Annotated in this window: 20 protein-coding genes; 15 read left to right on the top strand and 5 right to left on the bottom strand. The window is 66.4% G+C overall.

From position 1 onward, the window contains the following. Positions 1-2: 2 nt before the first annotated feature. From dmeF to CFB43_RS30465, 3 genes are all read left to right on the top strand, one after another. Positions 3-1,298, top strand: coding sequence for a CDF family Co(II)/Ni(II) efflux transporter DmeF (gene dmeF / locus CFB43_RS30475; RefSeq protein WP_089497807.1), 1,296 nt, complete (start codon positions 3-5; stop codon positions 1,296-1,298). A gap of 2 nt (positions 1,299-1,300) precedes the next feature. Continuing rightward, positions 1,301-1,486, top strand: coding sequence for a DUF1289 domain-containing protein (locus tag CFB43_RS30470; protein ID WP_089428416.1), 186 nt, complete (start codon positions 1,301-1,303; stop codon positions 1,484-1,486). A gap of 86 nt (positions 1,487-1,572) precedes the next feature. Then, positions 1,573-2,781: an MFS transporter gene (locus CFB43_RS30465; RefSeq protein ID WP_089497806.1), complete on the top strand. Its 1,209-nt coding sequence runs from the start codon at positions 1,573-1,575 to the stop codon at positions 2,779-2,781. Between the two features lie 19 nt (positions 2,782-2,800). On the opposite strand, the gene CFB43_RS30460 is transcribed toward CFB43_RS30465, so the two are convergent. Beyond that, entirely contained in the window at positions 2,801-4,210 is a 1,410-nt protein-coding gene (locus CFB43_RS30460; RefSeq protein ID WP_089497805.1) for a heavy metal sensor histidine kinase, read from the bottom strand. After that, the gene (locus CFB43_RS30455) at positions 4,207-4,878 is read right to left on the bottom strand and encodes a heavy metal response regulator transcription factor (RefSeq protein ID WP_089497804.1); all 672 of its coding nucleotides are present in this window, start codon (positions 4,876-4,878) and stop codon (positions 4,207-4,209) included. Before CFB43_RS30455 ends, CFB43_RS30460 begins: the two co-directional genes overlap by 4 nt. Positions 4,879-5,122: 244 nt before the next feature. On the opposite strand from CFB43_RS30455, the gene CFB43_RS30450 reads away from it, so the two are divergent. The 10 genes from CFB43_RS30450 to CFB43_RS30395 all read left to right on the top strand — a co-directional run bounded on the left by CFB43_RS30450 (position 5,123) and on the right by CFB43_RS30395 (position 15,507). Continuing rightward, a complete protein-coding gene (locus CFB43_RS30450) occupies positions 5,123-5,521 on the top strand; it encodes a hypothetical protein (RefSeq protein ID WP_089497803.1) in 399 nt (132 codons plus the stop codon). Between the two features lie 90 nt (positions 5,522-5,611). Beyond that, a complete protein-coding gene (locus tag CFB43_RS30445) occupies positions 5,612-5,893 on the top strand; it encodes a hypothetical protein (protein WP_089497802.1) in 282 nt (93 codons plus the stop codon). Beyond that, the gene (locus tag CFB43_RS30440) at positions 5,890-7,386 is read left to right on the top strand and encodes a TolC family protein (RefSeq protein ID WP_089497801.1); all 1,497 of its coding nucleotides are present in this window, start codon (positions 5,890-5,892) and stop codon (positions 7,384-7,386) included. Before CFB43_RS30445 ends, CFB43_RS30440 begins: the two co-directional genes overlap by 4 nt. A gap of 1 nt (position 7,387) precedes the next feature. After that, on the top strand, positions 7,388-8,683 hold the full coding sequence (locus CFB43_RS30435; protein ID WP_089497800.1) for a multicopper oxidase family protein: 1,296 nt from the start codon (positions 7,388-7,390) through the stop codon (positions 8,681-8,683). A 67-nt stretch (positions 8,684-8,750) separates the two neighbouring features. Beyond that, a complete protein-coding gene (locus CFB43_RS30430; protein ID WP_089498198.1) occupies positions 8,751-9,098 on the top strand; it encodes a copper-binding protein in 348 nt (115 codons plus the stop codon). 14 nt (positions 9,099-9,112) lie between these two features. Continuing rightward, on the top strand, positions 9,113-9,493 hold the full coding sequence (gene copC, locus CFB43_RS30425) for a copper homeostasis periplasmic binding protein CopC (RefSeq protein ID WP_089428408.1): 381 nt from the start codon (positions 9,113-9,115) through the stop codon (positions 9,491-9,493). Then, a complete protein-coding gene (locus CFB43_RS30420; RefSeq protein WP_089497799.1) occupies positions 9,490-10,431 on the top strand; it encodes a CopD family protein in 942 nt (313 codons plus the stop codon). Before copC ends, CFB43_RS30420 begins: the two co-directional genes overlap by 4 nt. A gap of 220 nt (positions 10,432-10,651) precedes the next feature. After that, on the top strand, positions 10,652-12,466 hold the full coding sequence (locus tag CFB43_RS30415; protein ID WP_089497798.1) for an ExeM/NucH family extracellular endonuclease: 1,815 nt from the start codon (positions 10,652-10,654) through the stop codon (positions 12,464-12,466). Between the two features lie 711 nt (positions 12,467-13,177). Continuing rightward, complete coding sequence (locus CFB43_RS30400) at positions 13,178-15,022, top strand: S10 family serine carboxypeptidase-like protein (protein ID WP_089497797.1); 1,845 nt, start codon at positions 13,178-13,180, stop codon at positions 15,020-15,022. Between the two features lie 92 nt (positions 15,023-15,114). After that, positions 15,115-15,507 carry a 2-oxoglutarate dehydrogenase gene (locus tag CFB43_RS30395; RefSeq protein WP_226205357.1) on the top strand — a complete coding sequence of 131 codons (393 nt, stop codon included), beginning with the start codon at positions 15,115-15,117 and terminating at the stop codon, positions 15,505-15,507. An 80-nt stretch (positions 15,508-15,587) separates the two neighbouring features. Here the strand turns inward: CFB43_RS30395 and CFB43_RS30390 are convergent, their stop codons facing one another. Beyond that, positions 15,588-16,592, bottom strand: a complete 1,005-nt coding sequence (locus tag CFB43_RS30390; protein WP_089497795.1) for a helix-turn-helix domain-containing protein — start codon at positions 16,590-16,592, stop codon at positions 15,588-15,590. A gap of 176 nt (positions 16,593-16,768) precedes the next feature. On the opposite strand from CFB43_RS30390, the gene CFB43_RS30385 reads away from it, so the two are divergent. Beyond that, positions 16,769-18,016, top strand: a complete 1,248-nt coding sequence (locus CFB43_RS30385; protein ID WP_089497794.1) for a D-arabinono-1,4-lactone oxidase — start codon at positions 16,769-16,771, stop codon at positions 18,014-18,016. A gap of 33 nt (positions 18,017-18,049) precedes the next feature. Next, positions 18,050-18,829: an SDR family NAD(P)-dependent oxidoreductase gene (locus CFB43_RS30380; protein WP_089497793.1), complete on the top strand. Its 780-nt coding sequence runs from the start codon at positions 18,050-18,052 to the stop codon at positions 18,827-18,829. A 127-nt stretch (positions 18,830-18,956) separates the two neighbouring features. Here CFB43_RS30380 and CFB43_RS30375 read toward each other — a convergent pair whose 3' ends face one another. Then, complete coding sequence (locus CFB43_RS30375) at positions 18,957-20,489, bottom strand: amino acid permease (RefSeq protein WP_089497792.1); 1,533 nt, start codon at positions 20,487-20,489, stop codon at positions 18,957-18,959. A 352-nt stretch (positions 20,490-20,841) separates the two neighbouring features. Beyond that, positions 20,842-21,852, bottom strand: coding sequence for a GlxA family transcriptional regulator (locus CFB43_RS30370; protein ID WP_089497791.1), 1,011 nt, complete (start codon positions 21,850-21,852; stop codon positions 20,842-20,844). Positions 21,853-21,870: the final 18 nt, after the last annotated feature.

The raw sequence follows: 21,870 nt of genomic DNA, 5'->3' as shown, positions 1-21,870 counted from the left end.
GCATGAGCAATTTCACGAATGATGCGTTCGGCGCGGGGCACGACCATATCTTCCTTGGCGCCGCGCACGAGCAGAACGAGCGGCGGACGTGGATGGTGATCGGCCTGTGCGCGGCGATGATGATGGTCGAGATCGTCGGCGGCACGCTGTTCGGGTCGCTGGCGCTCGTCGCCGACGGGCTGCACATGTCGACGCACGCAGGCGCGATGCTGATCGCCGCGCTGGCCTATACCTATGCGCGCAGGCATGCCGACGATCCGCGCTTCGTGTTCGGCACCGGCAAGCTGGGCGACCTGGCCGGGTTCACGAGCGCGATCGTGCTCGCGATGATCGCGATCCTGATCGGCTACGAGGCGGTTGCGCGGTTGCTGGCGCCGGTACCGATCCATTTTGGCGAGGCGATTCCGATCGCTGTGCTGGGTCTCGCGGTCAACCTCGCGAGCGTGTGGCTGCTGAGCGGCGGGCATCACGGGCACGATCACGGCCACCATCATGGGCACGGCCACGGCCACGGCCACGGCCACGGCCGCGCGCACGACGATCACGCGGATGAGGCCATGCGGGTGTTCTCGACAGCCGGCGTGTTCGACGTATCGGTGTTCGAGGACGGTGTGCCGCCGATGTTCCGGATCGCGCCTGCCACAGGCGAGTCGAGCGTCGACGGGGTGCTTGCATCGATCACGACTGTCCGTCCCGACCAGTCGCGACAGCATTTCACGATGGTGGCGCGCAACGGCTTCCTGGAATCGCGGGAGACCATTCCCGAGCCCCATGCGTTCGAGGCGATCGTGACGCTCAACGGCAACGAGCACGCGCTGACGTTCGTCGAACACGATCATCATGAAGGCGCGCACGCTGCGGCGGCCCGCGATCACAACATCCGGTCGGCCTACGTTCACGTGATCGCCGATGCCGCGGTGTCGGTGCTGGCCATTATCGGGTTGCTGCTCGCGCGGGCTTTCGGCTGGGTCTGGATGGACCCCGTCGCGGGCATCGTCGGCGCGCTCGTCATCGCGAACTGGTCGTACGGGCTGATGCGCGATACGGGCGGCATCCTGCTCGACGTCAATGTCGACCGCAAGCTGGCGGAGCGCGTACGTCACGCGATCGAGGCGTTTGGCGACAAGGTCAACGATCTTCACGTGTGGCGGGTCGGCCCCGGCCACATGAGCGCGATCGTGTCGGTCGAGACCGTCGATGCGGCGCGCGACGCGCGCTTCTACCATGCACTGGTCGAAGGCTTCGGCGGCGTGTCGCACGTAACCGTCGAAGTGATGACGCCGGCAACGGCTGCCTGACCGTGGCCGTGAAATCGCCGTGTATCGAGCTGTGCGCGTTCGATGGCCGCACCGGATTCTGCACGGGCTGCTTGAGGACGCGCGACGAGGCACGCGACTGGAAGAAACTGACCGATCATCGCCGGCACCAGATACTGAACGACCGCCATCGCCGCCAGGCGAAGATCCGGCGCGAGACGGGGGAATAGCGCGGGCCGGCATGCGCGGTCGTGCCACCGGACTGCAGTAGTATCACCGGCATCCCGTGTCGGGATTCCTGAACCGGGAGCGACCCATGCAGACCGAACCGTCGACCGGCGTTCTTCGCCAGATTCCGCGCAGTGTCTGGGTGCTGGGCTGCGTCAGCCTGCTGATGGACGTGTCGTCGGAAATCATCCACAGCCTGTTGCCGATGTTCCTGATGGCGGGGCTCGGCGCGAGCGCGACCGCGATCGGCGTCATCGAGGGGATCGCCGAGGCGACGTCGCCGGTCGTCAAGGTGTTCTCCGGCACGCTGAGCGACTACCTGCGCAATCGCAAATGGCTGGCGGTCGCCGGATACGGGCTCGGCGCGCTCAGCAAGCCGCTGTTCGCGATCGCGCCGACGCTCGGCGTCGTCGTGACGGCGCGGATCGTCGACCGGATCGGCAAGGGAATCCGCGGTGCGCCGCGCGATGCGCTGGTGGCCGATGTCACCCCCGTCCACCTGCGCGGCGCCGCCTACGGGCTGCGACAGTCGCTCGATACGGTGGGCGCGTTCCTCGGGCCGCTTCTGGCCGTCGTCATCATGCTGGGGTGGCACGACGATTTCCGCCTCGCATTCTGGCTGGCCGTGATTCCCGGCGTACTGGCCGTGGCGTTGCTCGCGTTCGGCATCGAAGAGCCGGCGCGTGCGCCGGGCGAGCCGCGCGTCAACCCGATCCGCCGCGATGTCGTCGCGCAGCTCGGCGCGCGCTACTGGTGGGTCGTCGCCGTCGGCGCCGTGTTCGCGCTGGCCCGCTTCAGCGAGGCGTTCCTGGTGCTGCGCGCGATGGGCAGCGGCGTGCCCGTCGCGCTCGTGCCGCTCGTGATGGTGGCGATGAATGTCGTGTACGCCTTGTCGGCCTACCCATTCGGCAAGCTCGCCGACACGACGAGCCACAAGACGCTGATGGTGGCCGGGCTCGTCCTGTTGCTCGCCGCCGATATCGTGCTCGCACACGGCACGCATTGGGGAACCGTTCTCGTCGGTGTTGCGTTGTGGGGGCTCCATATGGGGATGACGCAGGGGTTGCTCGCGACGATGGTCGCGCATGCCGCGCCGTCAGCATTGAGAGGCACGGCGTTCGGTGTGTTCAACCTGCTCAGCGGCGTGGTGACGCTCGTGTCGAGTGTCGTCGCGGGCATCCTGTGGGACCGGGTGGGGGCGGCGGCGACGTTCTACGCAGGGGCCGTGTTCAGCGCGGTGACCATCGTGTTGCTCGTGTGCATTCGCGCGTCATTTGCCGCCGCTCAGGAGCACTAGCCGGAAGGCGGTGAACGGTCTAGCTATCCGTGCCCCGCGGAAAATGAAGCGCGAACGTCGTGCGCCCGTCGCGGCTCGCGACCTCGACCTTGCCGCGATGCAGCTCCATGATCGACTTCACGATCGCGAGCCCGAGCCCCGCGTTGCGCGCCGCGCCGTGCCGCGACGAATCGATCCGGTAGAAGCGTTCGAAGATCTTGTCGACCTGTTCGGGCGGAATCGCGGTGCCGCGATTCGTGACTTCGACGACCGCGTAGCGGCCTTGCGCCGACACCGAGAGCTCGATCGTCGACGCGGCCTCCGCATGTTCGAGCGCGTTTGACGTAAGGTTGCTGACGGCACGCCGGAACAGCGTCGCATCGGCGACGACCGGCGCTTCGCCGCGCACGTCGATCCGCACGCCGGCTTCGTCGGCCAGCGCCTGGAAATACGACGCGAGCCGGCGCAGCTCGCTGCCCGCATCGAGCTCGGCGGTCTTCAGGTGCTGCCGGGCGTTGTCGGTGCGCGCGAGAAACAGCATGTTCTCGATCATCCGCTGCAACCGTTCGCATTCCTCGATGTTCGAATCGATCAGCGCTTCGTATTCCTCGGTCGTGCGCGCGCGCGACAGCGTGACCTGCGACGCGCTGATCACGTTGGCGAGCGGCGTGCGCATGTCGTGCGCGAGATCGGACGAGAACTGCGACAGCCGCACGAACGCGCGTTCGAGGCGGTCGAGCATCCGGTTGACCGACGTCGCGAGTTCACGCAGCTCGACCGGGCCGCCGCGCGCGTCGAGCCGTGCGTTCAGGTTGTGCGCCTCGATGCGCGACGTCTGCCGGCCGAGACTCTCGACCGGGCGCAGGCCGCGCGACGCAACCGCATAGCCGAGCGCGCCGACCAGCAGCGCGCCCACGGCCGCCGCGAGCCAGATGTCGACGCGATAGCTTTCGAGCAGCGACTGGCGATCGGTCGCCGTGCGCGCGAGCGCGACCTGGATCGCGTCGCCGGACGGCAGCGTTTCGCGTGCGTACACGCAACGCGACGTGCCGATGCCGGGCGGCGAACAGGTGAACGGCTCGCGGGCTCGGCTGGCCGGATGCGGTGCCGCGATCACCGACGCCAGCGTATTGCCGGCTTCGTCGGAATGCTCGACGAGCGCGCGGTTCTGCGCATCGTAGATGCCGAGATACACGCCCGGATGCGACAGCAGCACCTCATGAAACACGGCCGGATCAGCGCGCAGCGCGGCGATCGATCCGCTCGCGTGTGCAAGCTGCAGGAACTGGTTGAGCTTGCCGGAAATCTCGATGTCGTCGCGCCGCGTCAGCTCGGCGGACAGCGAGCGATACAGGTACGCGCCGGTCAGCGCGAACACGAGCGCGGCGACGACGGCGAACGCGAGCGTCAGCCGCCGCAGCAGCGAATACGCGCCAGGGCGGCGCGTCACGAACGATCCTCGAGCACGTAGCCCATCCCGCGGATCGTGTGGATCAACTTCTTCTCATACGCGTTGTCGATCTTCGCGCGCAGGCGCTTGATCGCCGCATCGACGACGTTCGTGTCGCTGTCGAAATTCATGTCCCAGATCTGCGACGTGATGAAGGTGCGCGTCAGCACTTCCCCCTCGCGTTCGGCGAGCAACTGCAGCAGCGCGAATTCCTGCGCGGTCAGGTCGATGCGGGTGTCGGCGCGCCGCACGCGGCGGCGGATCAGGTCGACTTCGAGATCGGCGACCTGCAGGATGTCGCGCACGTTGCGCGGCGCGCGCCGCAGCAGCGAGCGGATGCGCGCGAGGAACTCGGCATACGCGAACGGCTTGAGCAGGTAGTCGTCGGCGCCCAGCTCGAGCCCGGCGACCTTGTCCTCGATCGCCTCGCGCGCCGTGAGCAGCAGCACGGGTGTCTGCTTCTGTGCGCGCAGCCGCTTGAGCACCTCGAAACCATCCATTTCCGGCAGCATCACGTCGAGCACGACGAGATCGAACTCCTCGTGCAGCGCGAGGAACAGCCCGTCCTTGCCGTTTTCCGCGACGTCGACCGTGTAGCTCGCCTCCATCAGCCCCTTGCGGAGGTACGACGCCATCTTGGGTTCGTCTTCGACTATCAGTATTCGCATGGTGAGGCAGGCTGTCCGTGAGTCATCCGTGATTCCAGCCGGTCAGTGTAACGCGTGAGCTTACGGCGCCGTGCGTGCGCGAAGGGTGACCGCCGGATGACGGAATTGTCATGAAATGCCGGTCATGTTTCGGCCATGTCGTCGTCACCGCGGCGACGATAAGCTGCGGCCGTCGTGTCCCCGGAGCGCGCCGTCGCGGCGCTGCGCCGGCCCATCCGGTCGTTGTCTGCGTGATTTCGCATCCATGTCGTACTGGCGCAAATTCCTCGTCGTCGTGCTGCTGGCGCTGAGCCTGCCGATCCAGTCGTTCGCGGCTGTGTCGATGGCGTGCGCGGGGGCGGTCGCGGCAATGCCGCACGCGGGGGACGGAGCAAGCGACGATGACGCGGTCGCGCCGCGTGCGATGCCGAGCGCGCATGGTGGCCAGCATAAAGACGAGCACGCGCGCGGCGATCATGCGCGACATGCACAGCCATGTTCCGCATGCGGATCCTGCTGCTTCGGCACCGGCATGGCGGATCTTCCCGTGATGTCCGTTGCGTCGGGTATCGGTATCGCGCTCGTCTCTTTCGCTTCGGCGCCCGTCGTCGTGTCGTTCCTGACTGGCGGCATCGACAGGCCGCCGCGCCGGCTTCTCGTCTAGACCCTGCCCGCGGCCTCGACCGGCCGCGCTCTGCAATCCGTTCCGGCGGCGGTATCAAGGCCGCCGGACGACTCGTGACGAGACCCATTCATGCGATTCATTACTGCGGCGCTGTTGAGCGCGGCGGCCCTCGTGCCGTCGCTCGCGCCAGCGCAAACCCCGCTGCCCGATCCGGCGGATGCCACCGTGGCCGTGCCGGATATCACAGTGACCTCCGCATTCGACGGCTACCGGCCGTATCGGGACGACGAAGGCCCGGGCTGGAAACAACTGAACCGCGACGTGATGGCACGGCCCGCGAAGGGCCGTGCGACGGGCGGCGCGGCCGGAAGCGGCGCCACGCATTCGAAGCACGGAGGCGCCGCGCAATGACGATGCTTGCGATATCGCCGAGGATTGGCGCGGCCGCGGCCGTGCTGGCCTTCCTCGCCGGCTGCACGACGTTTTCGAAGGACGGTGGCTTCGACGCGGTGTCTTCCGCCGCGTCGGAGCGCATCGGGAAAGACGCGGTGGTGATCAAGACCGACGCCGACCGCGAAGCCGTCGACAAGCGCACGAAGGAGCTGCTTTCAAAGCCGCTGTCGATGGACGACGCGGTGCAGGTCGCGCTGCTGAACAACCGCGGGCTGCAGGCGTCATATGCGGAACTGGGGCTGTCGGAAGCCGATCTGGTCCAGGCTGGCCGGCTGCCGAACCCGCGCTTCGCGTTCAGCCGCACCCGTGCCGGCGACGGCGAGCTGACGCTCGGCCGCACGTTCTCGGCGAACGTGTTCGCGCTGCTGACGATGCCGCTCGCGACGAACATCGAACGCCGCCGTTTCGAGCAGACCAAGCTCGAAACCGCCGACGCGATGCTGAAGGTCGCAGCCGACGCACGCCGTGCGTACGTCGAGGCCGTCGCGGCCGAGCAGGCCGCGAACTATGCGCAACAGGTGCGCGATGCCGCGAGCGCGGCCGCCGAACTCGCGCTGCGCATGCGGCAGGCCGGCAACTTCAGCCGCCTCGATTACGCGCGTGAACAGGCGTTCCATGCCGATGCGGTTGCGCAGCACGCGAAGACGCGCCAGCAGGCCGTCGCCGCGCGCGAGAAGCTCACGCGCGCGATGGGCCTGTGGGGCGAACGCACGCGATACGCGCTGCCAGAGCGCTTGCCCGACCTGCCGAACGCGCGGCCGAACCTGCCCGATCTCGAACGGTTCGCGATGAGCAACCGCCTCGACATCCAGGCCGCGAAGCTGCAGACGCAGGGCGTCGCGTCGTCGCTCGGCCTGAGCAAGGCGACGCGCTTCGTCAATGCGGTCGACCTCGGCTACGTGAACGACTACGAGACCGGCAAGGGTCACGAGCACGGCTACGAGATCAGCGTCGAGATTCCGCTGTTCGACTGGGGCGGCGCGAAGGTCGCGCGCGCCGAGGCCGTCTACATGCAATCGGCGAACCGGCTCGCGAAAACGGCCATCGACGCGCGCTCCGACGTGCGCGAGTCGTATGCGGCGTACGTGACGAGCTACGACGTCGCGACCCACTATCGCGACGAAGTCGTGCCGCTGCGCAAGACGATCTCCGACGAACTCCTGCTGCGCTACAACGGGATGCTCGCGAGCGTGTTCGAGCTGCTGGCCGATGCACGCGAACAGGTCGGCGCGGTCAACGGCTACATCGATGCGCTGAAGGATTACTGGCTCGCCGAAACCGATCTGCAGATGGCCGTCGGAGGCCGGCTGCCGTCCGACGGTGCCACGCCGCGCGCGACGCCATCCACCCAACCCGACGCCCCTTCACACGCCGACGCTGCGCCGCGGCCGGCTTCTTCATCCGCGGCGCAACCGGCGCCCGCGACACAACCGCATCCGGAAGGTCATTGACATGGTGTCCCGTCGACAATTTCTCAGCGGCTCGGGCGCCGCGCTGCTGGGCGCCGCGATGGTCAGCAAGGCCGGCGCCGCGTCGCTGCCCGAAGCGCCCACGATGGCGAAAACCGGCACGCAGCCGCCGCTCGTGCCGCCGAACGGCCGCCCGTACACGCCCGTCGCGACGCTCAACGGCTGGACGCTGCCGTGGCGGATGAAGAACGGCTGGAAGGAGTTCCACTTGACGGCCGAGCCCGTCGTGCGCGAGATGGCGCCCGGCATGAACGCGAACCTGTGGGGCTACAACGGCCAGTCGCCGGGCCCGACGATCGAGGCCGTCGAAGGCGACAAGGTACGCATCTTCGTGACCAACCGGCTGCCCGAGCACACGACGATCCACTGGCACGGGCTGCGGCTGCCGAACGGGATGGACGGCGTCGGCGGCCTCACGCAGCCGCATATCCCGCCCGGCAAGACCTTCGTCTACGAGTTCCAGCTGGAAGCGCACGGCACGTTCATGTATCACCCGCACGCCGACGAGATGGTGCAGATGGCGATGGGAATGATGGGCATGTTCATCGTGCATCCGAAGGATCGCGGCACGATGCCGGTCGATCGCGACTTCGTGTTCCTGCTCGCCGCATACGACATCGATCCGGGCAGCTACACGCCGCGCGTGAACGAGATGACCGACTTCAACATGTGGACCTTCAATTCGCGCGTGTTCCCGGGCATCGATCCGCTGCCGGTGCGCGCGGGCGATCGCGTGCGGATTCGCTTCGGCAACCTGACGATGACGAACCACCCGATCCACCTGCACGGCTACAGCTTCGAAGTCGCGGGCACCGACGGCGGCTGGATTCCGCCGGCCGCGCGCTGGCCGGAAGTGACCGCCGATGTCGCGGTGGGCCAGATGCGCGCGATCGAGTTCACCGCCGATCGCCCGGGCGACTGGGCATTCCATTGCCACAAGTCGCATCACACGATGAATGCGATGGGCCACCAGGTGCCGAACCTGATCGGCGTGCCGCAGAAGGATCTCGCGCAGCGCATCGGCAAGCTCGTGCCCGACTACATGGCGATGGGCAGCACCGGCGGCGCGATGGGCGGCATGGAGATGCCGCTGCCCGACAACACGCTGCCGATGATGACGGGCACGGGCCCGTTCGGGCCGCTGGAGATGGGCGGCATGTTCACGGTCTGCAAGGTGCGGCAGGGGCTCGGCCGCCACGACTATCGCGACCCGGGCTGGTTCAAACATCCGAAGGGCACCGTCGCGTACGAGTACACCGGCGAACTGCCGGACGGCTGAGCAGCAGCATGCGGCGGCTGCGTGCATGCGGCCGCCGGTTTCGTTTCATTCACTGGGAGTCGACACGATGAAGAAGGGACTGGTTTTGATGGCAACGGGTTGGGCATTGGCGTTTTCCGCGGCGACGTATGCGGCCGGCGACATGGCCGGCATGGACATGAGCGGCGGCACAAAGCAGGCGGCTGCGGCGACGTCGGGCATGTCGCACGGCGAAATCCGCAAGGTCGATACGGCTGCCGGCAAGCTGACGATCAAGCACGGCCCGCTGGACAACCTCGGGATGGATGCGATGACGATGGTGTTCAAGGTGAAGGACCCGGCGATGCTGTCGCAGGTGAAAGCGGGCGACAAGATCGACTTCGTCGCGGAAGACGTGGACGGCGCGCTGACCGTCGTCGAACTGAAGAAGCCGTGACGCGGAGCGTGTCCATGAAGATCACGACCCTCACGCGGCTGGCCGCGATCGTCGCGACCGGTGCGATGCTCGCCGCCGCACCGATCGCGGCATCCGCACACGGCAAGCTGGAAAGCGCGGCACCGGCGACAGGCAGCACGGTCGACACCGCGCCCGACACGGTGCGGCTCACGTTCAACGAAGACCTCGAACCGGCGTTCAGCTCGGTGAAGGTGTCGGATGCGAACGGCAACGCCGTCACGCAGGACAAGGCAAAGGTCGATGCGGCGAACCCGCGCGTGATGACCGTCGCGATGCCGAAGCTCGCGCCCGGCGCGTACACGGTGCAGTGGGTGGCGATGACGGCCGACGCGCATCGCACGAAAGGCACCTACACGTTCAGGGTGAAGGGGTGAACGACGGCGTCATCGGTCTCCTGCGGCTCGTATCGGTGGCGATCCAGAACGCCGGGTTCGCCGTCGTCGTCGGCGCGCTGCTCGGCCGCCACTGGCTCGCGCGCGGCGCGTCGGCGTGGCAGCACGGCATCGCGCGGCGGCTCGGCGCGACGCTGCGCATCGCGTCCGTCATCTCGCTGCTCGCAAGCATCACCGCGTTCTGGGCGCACTGCGCGCTGATGAGCGAGGTGTCGTTGCTCGAAGCGGGGCCGGCCGTCTGCGCGATGCTCGCGGGCACCGGCTTCGGTCATGCGTGGCTGGCCGGCGCGGTGTTCATGCTCGTCGTCGTGGTGCTGTCGTTCGTCCGGTGTGCGAACGATAGGCGCTTGCCGTTCGCGATGTGGGCCGCGCTGGCCTGCGTCGCGCTCGCACGCAGCAACGGCGGGCATCCGGTGGATGCCGGCTTGTTCAGCGTGCCGGTGTGGATCGACTGGCTGCATCTGCTGGCGATCAGCGCATGGGTCGGGCTCGTGCTCGTGACGGCATTCGGCGTGATGCCGAGGCTTGCAGCGATGCCCGCAAGCGAACGCACGACCGGCGCATCGTTCGTGCAGTCGCTATCCGATGCGTCGACCTACGCATTGATCGTGCTGTTCGCGACCGGTGCGTACAACGGCTGGCGCGGCGTCGATACGCCCGCCAATCTGCTTGCATCGGCGTACGGGCAGATCCTGCTGCTGAAGCTCGCGCTCGTGCTGATCGCGGCGGCGCTCGGCGGACACAACCGCTTCTTCGGGATGCCAACGTTGCTGGCCGCGTTGAAGGATCCGGCCGCCTCGATGCCGGCCAGTTCGTTGAAACGGTTCGGCACAGTGTTGCAGATCGAAGCGGTGGTGCTGGGCGGCGTGCTGATGGTCGCGGCCGTGCTCGTGTCGAGCGCGTTGCCGGGCACGGTGTAGCGTGGCGGCGCGGAGCCGCGCAGCAAGACCACGCGGGGCAATCGTCACGGTCACGGTGGATTTTCATCAGACGATTTCCCCGCTTTTTCAGGCGTAAACGCACGCTCGACGGCGATCGCGGTGTGATAACGACAATTACATCAGCCTGTCTTTCGATTACCAAAAACTGTCATTGAGCGCCGCTAAGCTTTCGCCACCCTCACAACCGGGATTCCCCGTCATGCGCTCGACAATCCGCCTCATCACCCCGCTATTGCTGCTCCCGACGCTCGCCGCGCCGGCTTTCGCCGCCACGGCCGCGCCCGTCAGCCCGAACTGCGGCGGCAGCACGACGCCGATCGCCGATATCCAGGGTCCGGGCGCGCCGTCGCCGCTCGCCGGCCAGAACGTGTCGATCGAGGCGGTCGTCACTGCCGATTTCGGCGGCACGGACGGCTTCGGCGGCTTCTTCGTCCAGCAGGCCGACGCGCAGCGCCGCAACCAGCCGGGCGTGTCGGAAGGCCTGTTCGTCTACGCGCCGAAGGTGCGGGCGAAAGCGGGCGACCTCGTGCACGTGACGGGCAAGGTCGAGGAGAAGTACGGCCAGACGCAGCTCACGCAGTCGGGCGCGATCGCGGTGTGCGCGAACAACCAGATCGTCACGCCCGTGACGCTCACGCTGCCGGTCGACAGCCCGAACGCGTTCGCCGCGTATGAAGGGATGCGGGTGCGCCTGCCGCAGACGCTGAACGTCACCGACTCCTACGAGCTCGGCCGCTACGGCAGCGTGATGCTCAGCAACGGCCGCCTGCGCACGCCGACGAGCGTTGTGCCGCCCGCGCAGGCGCAGACGCAGATCGAGGCGAACGCACGAAATCGCCTGATCCTCGACGACGGCTCGAACAAGCAGAACCCCGCGACCGTGCCGTATCCGGCCCCGGGCCTGTCGGCCGCGAACACGCTGCGCGCGGGCTACACGGTGCGCGACGTCGAAGGCGTGCTCGAAGTGCGCTACGGCGCATGGCGCGTGCAGCCGCTGCCGGGCGCCGCCGTGCCGGCATTCGACGCACGCACGAACCCGCGCACCCACGCACCGGCGCGCGATCCGAAATCGAACCTGCGCGTCGCGTCGTTCAACGTGCTGAACTACTTCAACGGCAACGGTCTCGGCGGCGGCTTCGACGATCCGAACAACCGCGGCGCGAAGAACTTCCAGGAATTCCAGCGCCAGGAAGCGAAGATCGTCAGCGCGCTGAAGGCGATCGACGCCGACGTGATCGGCCTGATGGAAATCCAGAACAACGGCTACGGCGAACTGAGCGCGGTGCGCCAGCTCGCGGCGAAGCTCGGCACCCAATGGCGCGTCGTCGATCCGGGCGTGTCGCGCCTCGGTGGCGATGCGATCACGGTCGCGATGATCTACGACAGCCGCAAGGTCGAACCGGTCGGCCGCGCGGCGACGCTCGCGATCGACGACAAGAACCGCCAGCCGCTCGCGCAGTCGTTCCGGCTGATCAACGGCAACAAGCAGTCGCTGACGGTGGCGGTCAACCACCTGAAGTCGAAGAACTGCCCGGACGCCGCGAACGACGATCTCGACCAGGGCGACGGCCAGGGCTGCTGGAACCCGACGCGCACGCGTGCGGCGGCGAAGGTGGCCGACTGGCTCGCCGGCAACCCGACGGGCGTCGCCGGCCAGGGCGTGCTGCTGATCGGCGACTTCAACAGCTACACGTACGAAGACCCGATCCGCACGCTCGAATCGCGCGGCTACCGCAACCTCGTCGCGCGCTGGATCGGCGCGAATGCGTACAGCTACGTGTACAACGGCGAAGCCGGCTACCTCGATCACGCGCTCGCGACGCTGCCGCTCGCATCGCACGTGAAGGCCGTGCACGAATGGCACATCAACGCGGACGAGCCGCTCGCGCTGCAGTACACGCTTGCGTACAAGTCGGCGGAGCAGCAGAAGACGTTCTACGCGCCGGATGCGTATCGCTCGTCGGATCACGATCCGGTGCTGATCGATATCGCGCTGCCGGGCGGCGGGAAGTAATGGCGGATTGAATGCGGAAGAAGCGCGGCGTGCGGCGAGGCTGCATGTCGCGCTTCTTGCCTATTGGAAGCGCTGGCAGGGGAAAGGGTAAATAATTCCACTTAATTTATGGGAATTCGATAAATCGGTATTTTATGGATGACACGATGCGGATAAGCGCATCGCTTGAAGAATGGTTGAAGTGACTTGAATCATTGAATGGCGGCCCATGCATGCCGTCACGCTGAATTAATCGATCTCAGGTAATTAAAATGAAAGAATAATTCCGGTGATCTGAAGGCTTTCGAGGCGCAACATCAACGTCGGTAAAGGATTGCCGGTTGTGCGATAAAGGCGGCAAATTCGGCGGATTATTGTCGTTAGAGCGCGCAATGCGCGAATAATCCCGTTTTCTTTCAATTGCCAGACACTGTCCGCCGTTAGCATCATTGCGGGTTTTTTAATATCCGAATGATCTTTGACAACGCGGCGCAGCACCGCCTATTTTTGTGTTGTCGTAAATTTGGGTCATATAAAAGTTGTCCAAACTGCAGGGGGCGTCCGAGCACCATTCTCGCCAGCAGTTTGCTGTGTCTGTATCAAGTTCAGTCTCTTGGAAGTCCAATCCCCAACCGCCGACTGCCGACCGTGCAACGCGAGTGGCGGGTTCGCCTGCGCGTTCCGCAGGCGTTGGCGGCCTGTGTGAAACGGTATCCGAATCAAAGGACAGAGATGAAACCAGACAGGAGCTGTACCGGCAGCCGCCGTGGCCGTCACGGCCGGTTGGCCGGGCTAGGTGCATTGACCGTCATGACACTGGCGCTCGCGGCATGCGGCGGCGACGATTCGTCGTCCGTCGGTGCGTCGAGCCTCGCGCAGGCCACCGCCAGCCAGCAGGCGAGCGCGCAACAGGCGGCCGGGCAGACACCGGCCAACCAGCCGTACGTCGACCCGGTCGCGTATTCGATGAATGCGACCGACGGCCTGGCCCCCGGGCAGGTGTCCGAGAAAACCGCCGTCATGCATTACCAGTGGAAGAACGGCGGCACGACCGTCAACTACACGACGACCACCGGCCACCTGACCGCGCAAGACGCGAACGGCAATGCGGAAGCGTCGATGTCGTATGTCGCGTACACCGCGCCGAGCACGAACGGCAAGCCGCGCCCCGTCACGTTCGTCTATAACGGCGGCCCCGGCTCGTCGTCGATCTGGCTGCGGCTCGGCTCGTTCGCGCCGACCCGCGTGGCCACGCCCGATCCGCTGTTCGGCAGCAACTGGCCGAACTATCCGCTCGTCGACAACGCCGAGAGCCTGATCGACACCACCGACCTCGTGTTCATCGACCCGCCCGGCACCGGGCTGTCGGAAGCCGTGTTGCCGAACACCAACCAGAAGTACTGGGGCTCCGACGCGGACGTGAACATCATGCGCGACTTCATCCAGCGCTACCTGAACGTCAACAGCCGCGGCACGTCGCCGATCTACCTGTACGGCGAATCGTACGGCACGCCGCGTACCGACATGCTCGCGCTGGCGCTCGAATCGGCCGGCGTGCACCTGACGGGCATCGTGCTGCAGTCGGCGATCCTGAACTACTTCGCGGATGCGGTGGAAGCCGTCGCGATCACGCAGTCGACGGAGGGGCTACTGCTCGAAACCGATACCGTGGCCGGCTACCTGCCGGGTTATGCGGCGGTCGCGGCGTACTTCAACCAGGTGTCGCCGGCACCGGTGAACGCCGATCTGTACGCACTGCAGACGGAACTGTTCACGACGCTGATCTACAACCAGCTGCAGAAGTATTCGCAGTCGTGGGTGTTGAGCCAGCTCGGCATTCCGGATGCGCTCGGCACGCCGGTGTTCCCGAGCGATGCGACGCTCAGGCTGTGGTCGATCCCGTCGAGCCTCACGCAACAGGCGCTGCGCGGCTACTTCAACGCGAATCCGTTCGGCACGAGCCTCTTGCCCGGGACGACGATCGGCCGGTATGACGGACGCGTGTCGTTGCCGAATTCCGATCCGCGCCTGCAGAACGACGGCGACCCGTCCGACATCCTGATTTCGCAGCCGTTCACGAACGCGCTCGCGACGCAGATGCCGGATTACCTCGGCTACACCGCACCGAACGCGACGTACCTCCCGCTGAACGACAACATCATCGGCGTCTGGGACTTCACGCACGACGGCCAGCCGATGCCCGACACGATCCCCGATCTGCTCGGTGCGCTGCAGCTCAACCCGAAGCTTCGCGTGCTCGCGGAGAACGGCTTCCACGATCTCGCGACGCCGTTCTTCAACACCGAGAAGCAACTCGCGCGGCTGCAGACGGTGAAGGGCCTGAATCCGAAGCTGCAGGTGAACTTCTTCCAGGGCGGCCACATGATCTACCTGGACGACGTCGCCCGTCCGCAGATGAAGCGGGATCTGAAGACGTTCTACAAGGGTGCGCGGATTCCGACGGCACTGACGCTGCACACGCTGCCGCCGCCGTGGCCGGATGAAAACCCGCCGAGCGTGCCGACCGGCAGCGTCCCGGGCGCGACCGCCGGGACGACGCTGGCGGCGGCCCCGTGAGCGAGCCTGAGCGACGGACTCCTTGTCAAAGGAACCCTCTATTCATCCATTGAATGCGAGTGATCATGTCCCTAATCAAAATGATGCGGCGTATGTCTCCGTTGATCGTCGTCGGTGCCGTGATGAGCAGTGCCTACGCGTTGCCGCCGCAGGCGGTGGCGCCGGTGAAGCTGCCGCACGGCGGGCGCGGTGTCGACGGTCCGTTCTTTCCCGCCACGAAAGCGGCGCCGGTGTTGCCGTCGACCGGCGCGACGCTGCAGCAGCAGGCGCAGCAGCGTGTCGATGCGCGGCTCGGCGCCAATACGGTGCTGAGCAACGGCGCGGCCGTGACGAAGGCGCAGGCGCAGAGCAGCGGTCTCGGCTTCGTGTCGAAGCACTTCGACGAGATCGATGCGAAGCACACCGGCCGCGTGACGATGAGCGATGTGCGGCAGTTCATCCAGCAGCGGCAGGTGCAGGCGCAGCAGGAACAGCAGGACGAGTGACGTAGCAGGCAGGACGGCGGCCGGTGCGGATTCCTGCGCACCGGCCGCTGGAAGATGAACGACAGCGTGAACGACAGGCGCTAGGTGGCCTGGCGCGCGTAGCGCTTCGCGGTGGCCGACGGCAGTTCGCCGAACATCGCGCGATAGTCCTGCGCAAAACTGCTCAGGTGCCAGAAGCCCCACTTGGTGGCCGCGGTCGTCACGGAATCGCCGAGCCGCAGCTCGCGGCGCACGTGGTTCAGCCGCACGGCCCGCAGGTACGCGATCGGGTTCAGGTTCAACGTGTCCTGGAACGCGTATTGCGCGGTGCGCCGGCTCACACCGAGTTCCACGCACAGCTCGGCGATCGACAGCGGGCAGGTCGATGCATCCTGCAGCCGCTCCCGCACCGCATTGACCAGCGACCAGTACTTCGTCGGGCGCACGATCCGTGCGCCGGCCCCTTGCGTTGTGGCCGTCATCACTTCCGAGATCGCGTACAGCACGGTGCGTTCGAGCAGTTCGATCCTGTCCTGCGTCGACACGTCGTCGATGCGGGTGGTTTTTACGGCGGTGGCCAGTGTCTGGCGCAGCAGGTCGCGCAGATGATCGGCCACACCGGTCGCCATCGGGATCACCGGCGCATGGGTTTGGGCGCGCAGCGACGCGGCCACCGTGCGCAGCGCCTGCGTCGACAGCTTCTCCGGCTCGATCTCGACGTTCACGAGCAGATGGCGGTCGGGCGAATAGAACTCGAATGCCGGCTGGCTCGAGAACACGTGCAGGCTGTCGCGCCCGCTCTTCTCGCCGCACAGGCGCGCATGCCCTTCCAGTTCCAGTGGCACGGCCACGGCGATCCGCTCCGGCGGCACCGCGCCTTGCTGCAGGATGACCTTGTCGAGATCCTCGACCAGCAGCTTGATGCCGCCCAGCGACACGATCGACGACGAGCCGTGAAATCGCCCACCGGAGATCTGCGTGTAGTTCATGTTCCAGCCGTCGAACGCGCGCGCCTGTTCTTCCACGTCGGTGAACGCGCAGAACGCGACCGTTCGCGCGAACAGCGGATCGCCGGAGAAATCGCTCGGGTGGGCAGGCGGCGTCATCGAGGGCGGAGGGCGGGAACGGGCGGGCCGGATCGATTCATTGTAGCCGCTCGTCGCGCCGGTCAAAAAGCACCGGACGGGCATCGTCTCGTCAAAACCCTGACTTGCCGAAATCCGATAGTGGAAAACCTTTCGGTACCTTACCGTTGGCACCCATACGACGCTGGAGAGACATGATGGAACTTCCCCGTGGCGGATCCTGGAGAAACTGGGTCGGCAATCAGTCGTGCGTGGCCGCGCACCTGGCGTCGCCCACCAGCGAGGCCGAGATCGCGGCACTCGTGCATGCCGCGACGCGGCAAGGCAAGCACGTGCGGTGCGCGGGGTCGGGGCACTCGTTCACGCCCGTGGTGGCCACCAGCGGCCTGCTGCTGTCGCTGCAGGACTACCAGGGCATCGTGGAGGTCGACGAAGCGCGCAAGCGCGTGACCGTGAAGGCCGGCACCAAAATCAATGCGGTGACGCGGCACCTGAAGGCACTCGGCCTGTCGCTCGTCAACCAGGGCGACATCGATTCGCAGGCGATTGCCGGCGCGCTGGCCACCGGTACGCACGGCACGGGGACGACGCTCGGCAACCTGTCGTCGCAGGTCGTCGGGATGCGCATCGTGCGCCCGGACGGCTCGATCATGAAGGTGAGCGACCGGCAGGACCTCGACTTGCTGCATGCGACGCAGGTGAACATCGGCATGTTCGGCGTGGTGTCGGAGATCACGCTGCAGGTGACCGATGCGTTCTGGCTGCACGACCGCGTGTGGCGCGAGGACTTCGACGCGCTGATGGAGCAGTACGACGACCTGGCCGCGAAGCACCGGCATTTCGGTTTCTTCTGGTGCCCGACGTCGGCCAGCCGCGATCTCTACTGCCTGCCCGACACCACGAAGGTGTCGAATTCGAAGAAGGACTACGACGTGTGCGAGATCAAGGTGATGGATATCACCGACGCGCGCACGTTCCATGAAGGCGAGCACGAGAAGATCGCCTATAGCTCGGAGGTCTATGCGATCCACTACGTGCCGAACTTCCACGAGCTCGAGTACGCAGTGCCCGCGCAACACGGCAAGGAAGCGCTGCGCCGCGTGCGCGAGCTGATCCTCACGAAACACCGCGACTGCATCTTCCCGGTCGAATATCGCTTCACGAAGGGCGATCCGGCGTGGATCAGCCCGTTCAACCACCAGGACAGCGTCACGATTTCATGCTCGGGCGGCCCGAACGGCGTCGACTATTGGCCGTTCCTGAAGGACGTCGACACGATCCTGCGCGACTACGGCTCGCGTCCTCAATGGGGCAAGCTGCATTTCACGAACCGCGAGGACGTCGATCGCTGGTTCCCCAAGGCCGAAGCGTTCCGCGCGCTGCGCCGCAGCGTGGACCCCGAAGGCTATTTCCTCAACGATCACCTGCGGACGCTGTTCAGTTGAGCAGACCGAACGAACCAGAATGGAGCACGCAACATGAATGTCAAGATTGACGGCCGCCTGGCCGGCAAGGTCGCCATCGTGAGCGGCGGCGCCGGCGGCTGCGGCGGCGCGGCGTCGGAACTGTTCGCCGCCCAGGGCGCGAAGGTCGCGATCATCGACCGCGACGGCGACGCCGCCGAAACGCTCGCGTCCAGGCTGCGCGATGCGGGCCTGCAGGCGATCGGCCTCGGCGCCGACGTGTCGAAGCAGGCGGAAGTCCAGCAGGCGGCGCGCGCCGCACGGGAGCAGTACGGCAACGCGGACATCCTGTTCAATCACGCCGGCACGCTGATCGTCAAACCGTTCCTCGACATCGAGGAATCGGAATGGGACTGGCTGATGGGCGTGAACGTGAAGAGCATGTTCCTGATGACGCAAGCGGTGCTGCCGCAGATGCTGGAGAAGGGGCGGGGCAGCATCGTCTGTACGTCATCGATTTCCGCGGTGTGCGCGACGCCGGGCGAGGTGCTGTATGACGCGACCAAGGGCGCGTGCCACATGTTCGCGCGGGCGATTGCGGTCGAGTATCGCGACCGCGGCATTCGCTGCAACGCGCTCGCACCGGGGTTCATTCGCACGCCGCACGGGATGCGCGAACTGAAGGACCTGCAGGCGATGGGCGTCGACGCGACCGAGGCGGCGATCGCGGTTCAGCAAGGCCGCCTGTGCGAGCCGTCGGAAGTCGCGGCCGCCGCGCTGTTCCTCGCGTCCGACGAGTCGAGTTTCGTCAACGGCACGCACCTGTTCGTCGACAACTGTTTCTCCGCCGTCTGATCGCGGATGCTCGCAAGATTCAACCGCTGCGAGGCGGTTGAATTTCGTCGTTGCCGGTAGAGATAAAAAACCGACTCGCGGCACGAAGCCGGCGAGTCGGTTTTTTTCAACCTGCTTCGAAGCCGCTTCAGACAGACGGATCGACGTTCGCCTCGAGTTCGCGGATGCGCTCGAGATTGCGCGTGTCCTTCAGCACCGGCGGCCCCGCGAACGTGTTTCGCACGCCGAAGCCATACCAGATCGCCATCAGCACGACGACGAAACCGACGAGCACGTACAGCACCTTCTCGTTCGGCGGCTGGATGCCGACATACGCGAGCACGCAGGCGCCGACCAACGCGAGCAGCGCACACGGCTTCGACCAGATTCCCAGCTGAAAGGGACCCTTGTCGGTCCACGAGCGGCCTTCGGCCAGCATCCCGGAGCCGATCGGCATCGCATACGAGATGAACAGGAACACCGCGCTGCCGGCGCTCAGCACCGAGAACGCGTCGCCGTACAGCGTGACGACGATCGCGAGCACCGCGCACGTCCAGATCGCGGGGCCGGGCGTGCGGTGCGCCGGGCTCACGCTGCGCAGCAGCTTCGACGCCGGCAGCCCGCCGTCGCGTGCAAAGGCGTACACCATCCGCGACGTCGACATGATCGCCGCGAGCCCGCACACGTAGTTGATGAAGAACATCGTGAGTTCGAGGGTGACGCGCAACGCCTTCGGAATCGGCGCGAGAATCGCCTCGAAAAAGCCGGTGCCCTGCTTCATGCTGGCGGTCAGGTCGGGCATCACCAGCACGAACGCGCACACCATCACGTAGCCGAACACCGCGGACCAGAACACCGACCCGATGATGCCGCGCGGCACGTTTTTGGCCGCGTCGTGCGTCTCTTCCGACGTGTGCGCGGAAGCGTCGAAGCCGGTGATCGTGTAGGTCACGAGCAGCAGGCCGGACAGGAACGCGAGCGGGGTGGCCTGCTTCGGCCATGCGCCGCCATCGACGCCGGTGAAATTGGTGAACGTCACGAGGCGATGCGCGTCGAACGCGACCGGCGAGTAGACGAGCAGCGACACCACCAGCGCGATCGTCACCACGAAGATGAGATAGCCCGACAGGTCGGTGATCTTGCTCGCGATCCTGATGCCGCGGGCATTCAGGATCGCCTGCGAGATCGTGATGAACGCGATGAACGCCGTCTGGTGCCACCAGGTCAGGCTGTCCGGGCTGACGCCGAACATCGGCGCGATCAGCGTCTTGAAGAACGGATCGTAGGTGCCGAAGTTGATCGCGGCGATCACGAAGATCAGCCCGATCAGGTTGAGCCACGCCGTCATCCACCCCCATTTCTTCCCGCCGAGGATCGCGCCCCAGTGATAGAGGCCGCCGGCCGTCGGAAACGCGGACGCGATCTGCGACATCGACACCGCGACGATCAGCGCGAACAGCGAGCCCAACGGCCAGCCGAGGCCGATCGAGGCGCCGCCGGTGGCCGAAAACGCGAGCTGGAACGCGGTAATGCCGCCCGACAGGATGCAGATCACGGAAAACGACACCGCGAAGTTCGAGAAACCGCTCATACGTCTCGACAGTTCCTGCGCATAGCCCATCTTGTGCAGCAGGCTTACGTCACTGTCGGTGCCTGAATCAGGCTGGCGTTTTGCATCCATGGTCGCTCCGTCACGAATGTCCTGCGTGGCAGGACCGTCATCGCCGCCCGGGCCAAGCATTCTGGCCCGCTCCTGGGATTCGTCGGCGGCTCGCGATGCCGTGTCGAGCGGCCATCGCTTTCCCGTCCGATGCGTGAACGGTATGAAATCAAATTTCCCGGCTCTATCAGATTTCGGCAATGGAGTGAAAATCCGGACGGATGCACCGGAACAGGGCGTGTTGGCCCGTTGCGTCGCCGGGCGGAGCGGGAGCGTGACGGATGCGCGGCGACGGTGGTGGCGACGGCGAAGGGCGATCGCCGGATCGCCGCCACGCCAGTGGCCCCGGACGCATGCGGGAACCAGCGACGGCCTATTCCGTTTTCGGCGTGTCGTGTCGCGGTCCGAAGCGCGCGCGATAGTCGCGTGGCGATACGCCGACCTGCTTCGCGAACGCGCGCTGCAACGCGTCGACGCTGCCGAATCCCGACCGCTCGGCGATGCGTTCGAGCGGCCAGTCGGCCCGCTCCAGCAGCGCCTTCGCGCGCTCGACGCGTGCGGCCAGCACGAACTGCGCGGGCGATCGTCCGGTCTCCTTCAGAAAATTGCGCGCAAACGTGCGCTCGCTCATGTGCATCCGCGCGGCCAGCGCGGCAACGCCGAGATCGCCAGCCGGATCGTCGGCGATCTCGGCGAGCAGCGCGCGCATGCGCGGCGTCGCGTTGGCCAGCGCCCCGAGCCCGACGCTGAACTGTGCCTGTCCGCCGGGACGGTGCATGAACAGCACGAGTTCGCGTGCGACCGCGAGCGCGGTCGGCGCACCGCAATCCGCCTCGACGAGCGCGAGACACAGATCGATGCCGGCCGTCACGCCGGCCGACGTATGGAACGGCGGATCGCTGACGTAGATCGCGTCCGGTTCGATCCGCGCGTCGGGACGGAGCGCCTGCAGCATCGCGCACTGGTTCCAGTGCGTGGTTGCGCGCCGGCCGTCCAGCCATCCGCCCGCCGCCAGAACGAACGCGCCCGTGCAGATGCTCGCGATGCGCCGCGTGCCGGCGATCCGCGTGCGCAGCCACGGCAGCACGCCGGTTTCCGATGCGGCATGGCGTAGCGCCGCTTCATCGCCGCCGGCGACGATGAGCGTGTCGATCCGCTCGGGCAGCGCCGCGAGCGCGGCCGTGCCGGCGAGGCGCAGGCCCGCGTGCGTGACGATGTCGCCGCCGTGTTGCGACGCGAGCGTGAGCCGGTACGGCGCGGCATGGTCGGGAAGGTGACGGTTCGCGACCGCGAACACTTCCATCGGGCCCGTGATGTCGAGCGACTGGACGCCTTCGAAGCCGACGACGACGATGTCGCGTGCCGAACAGGTTGACTGGGACATGGCGGAAAGTGCGGTGGA

This window comes from Burkholderia sp. AU15512, assembly GCF_002223325.1.
GTDB lineage: Bacteria > Pseudomonadota > Gammaproteobacteria > Burkholderiales > Burkholderiaceae > Burkholderia.
This window is presented reverse-complemented; position numbering and strand designations above follow the sequence as displayed.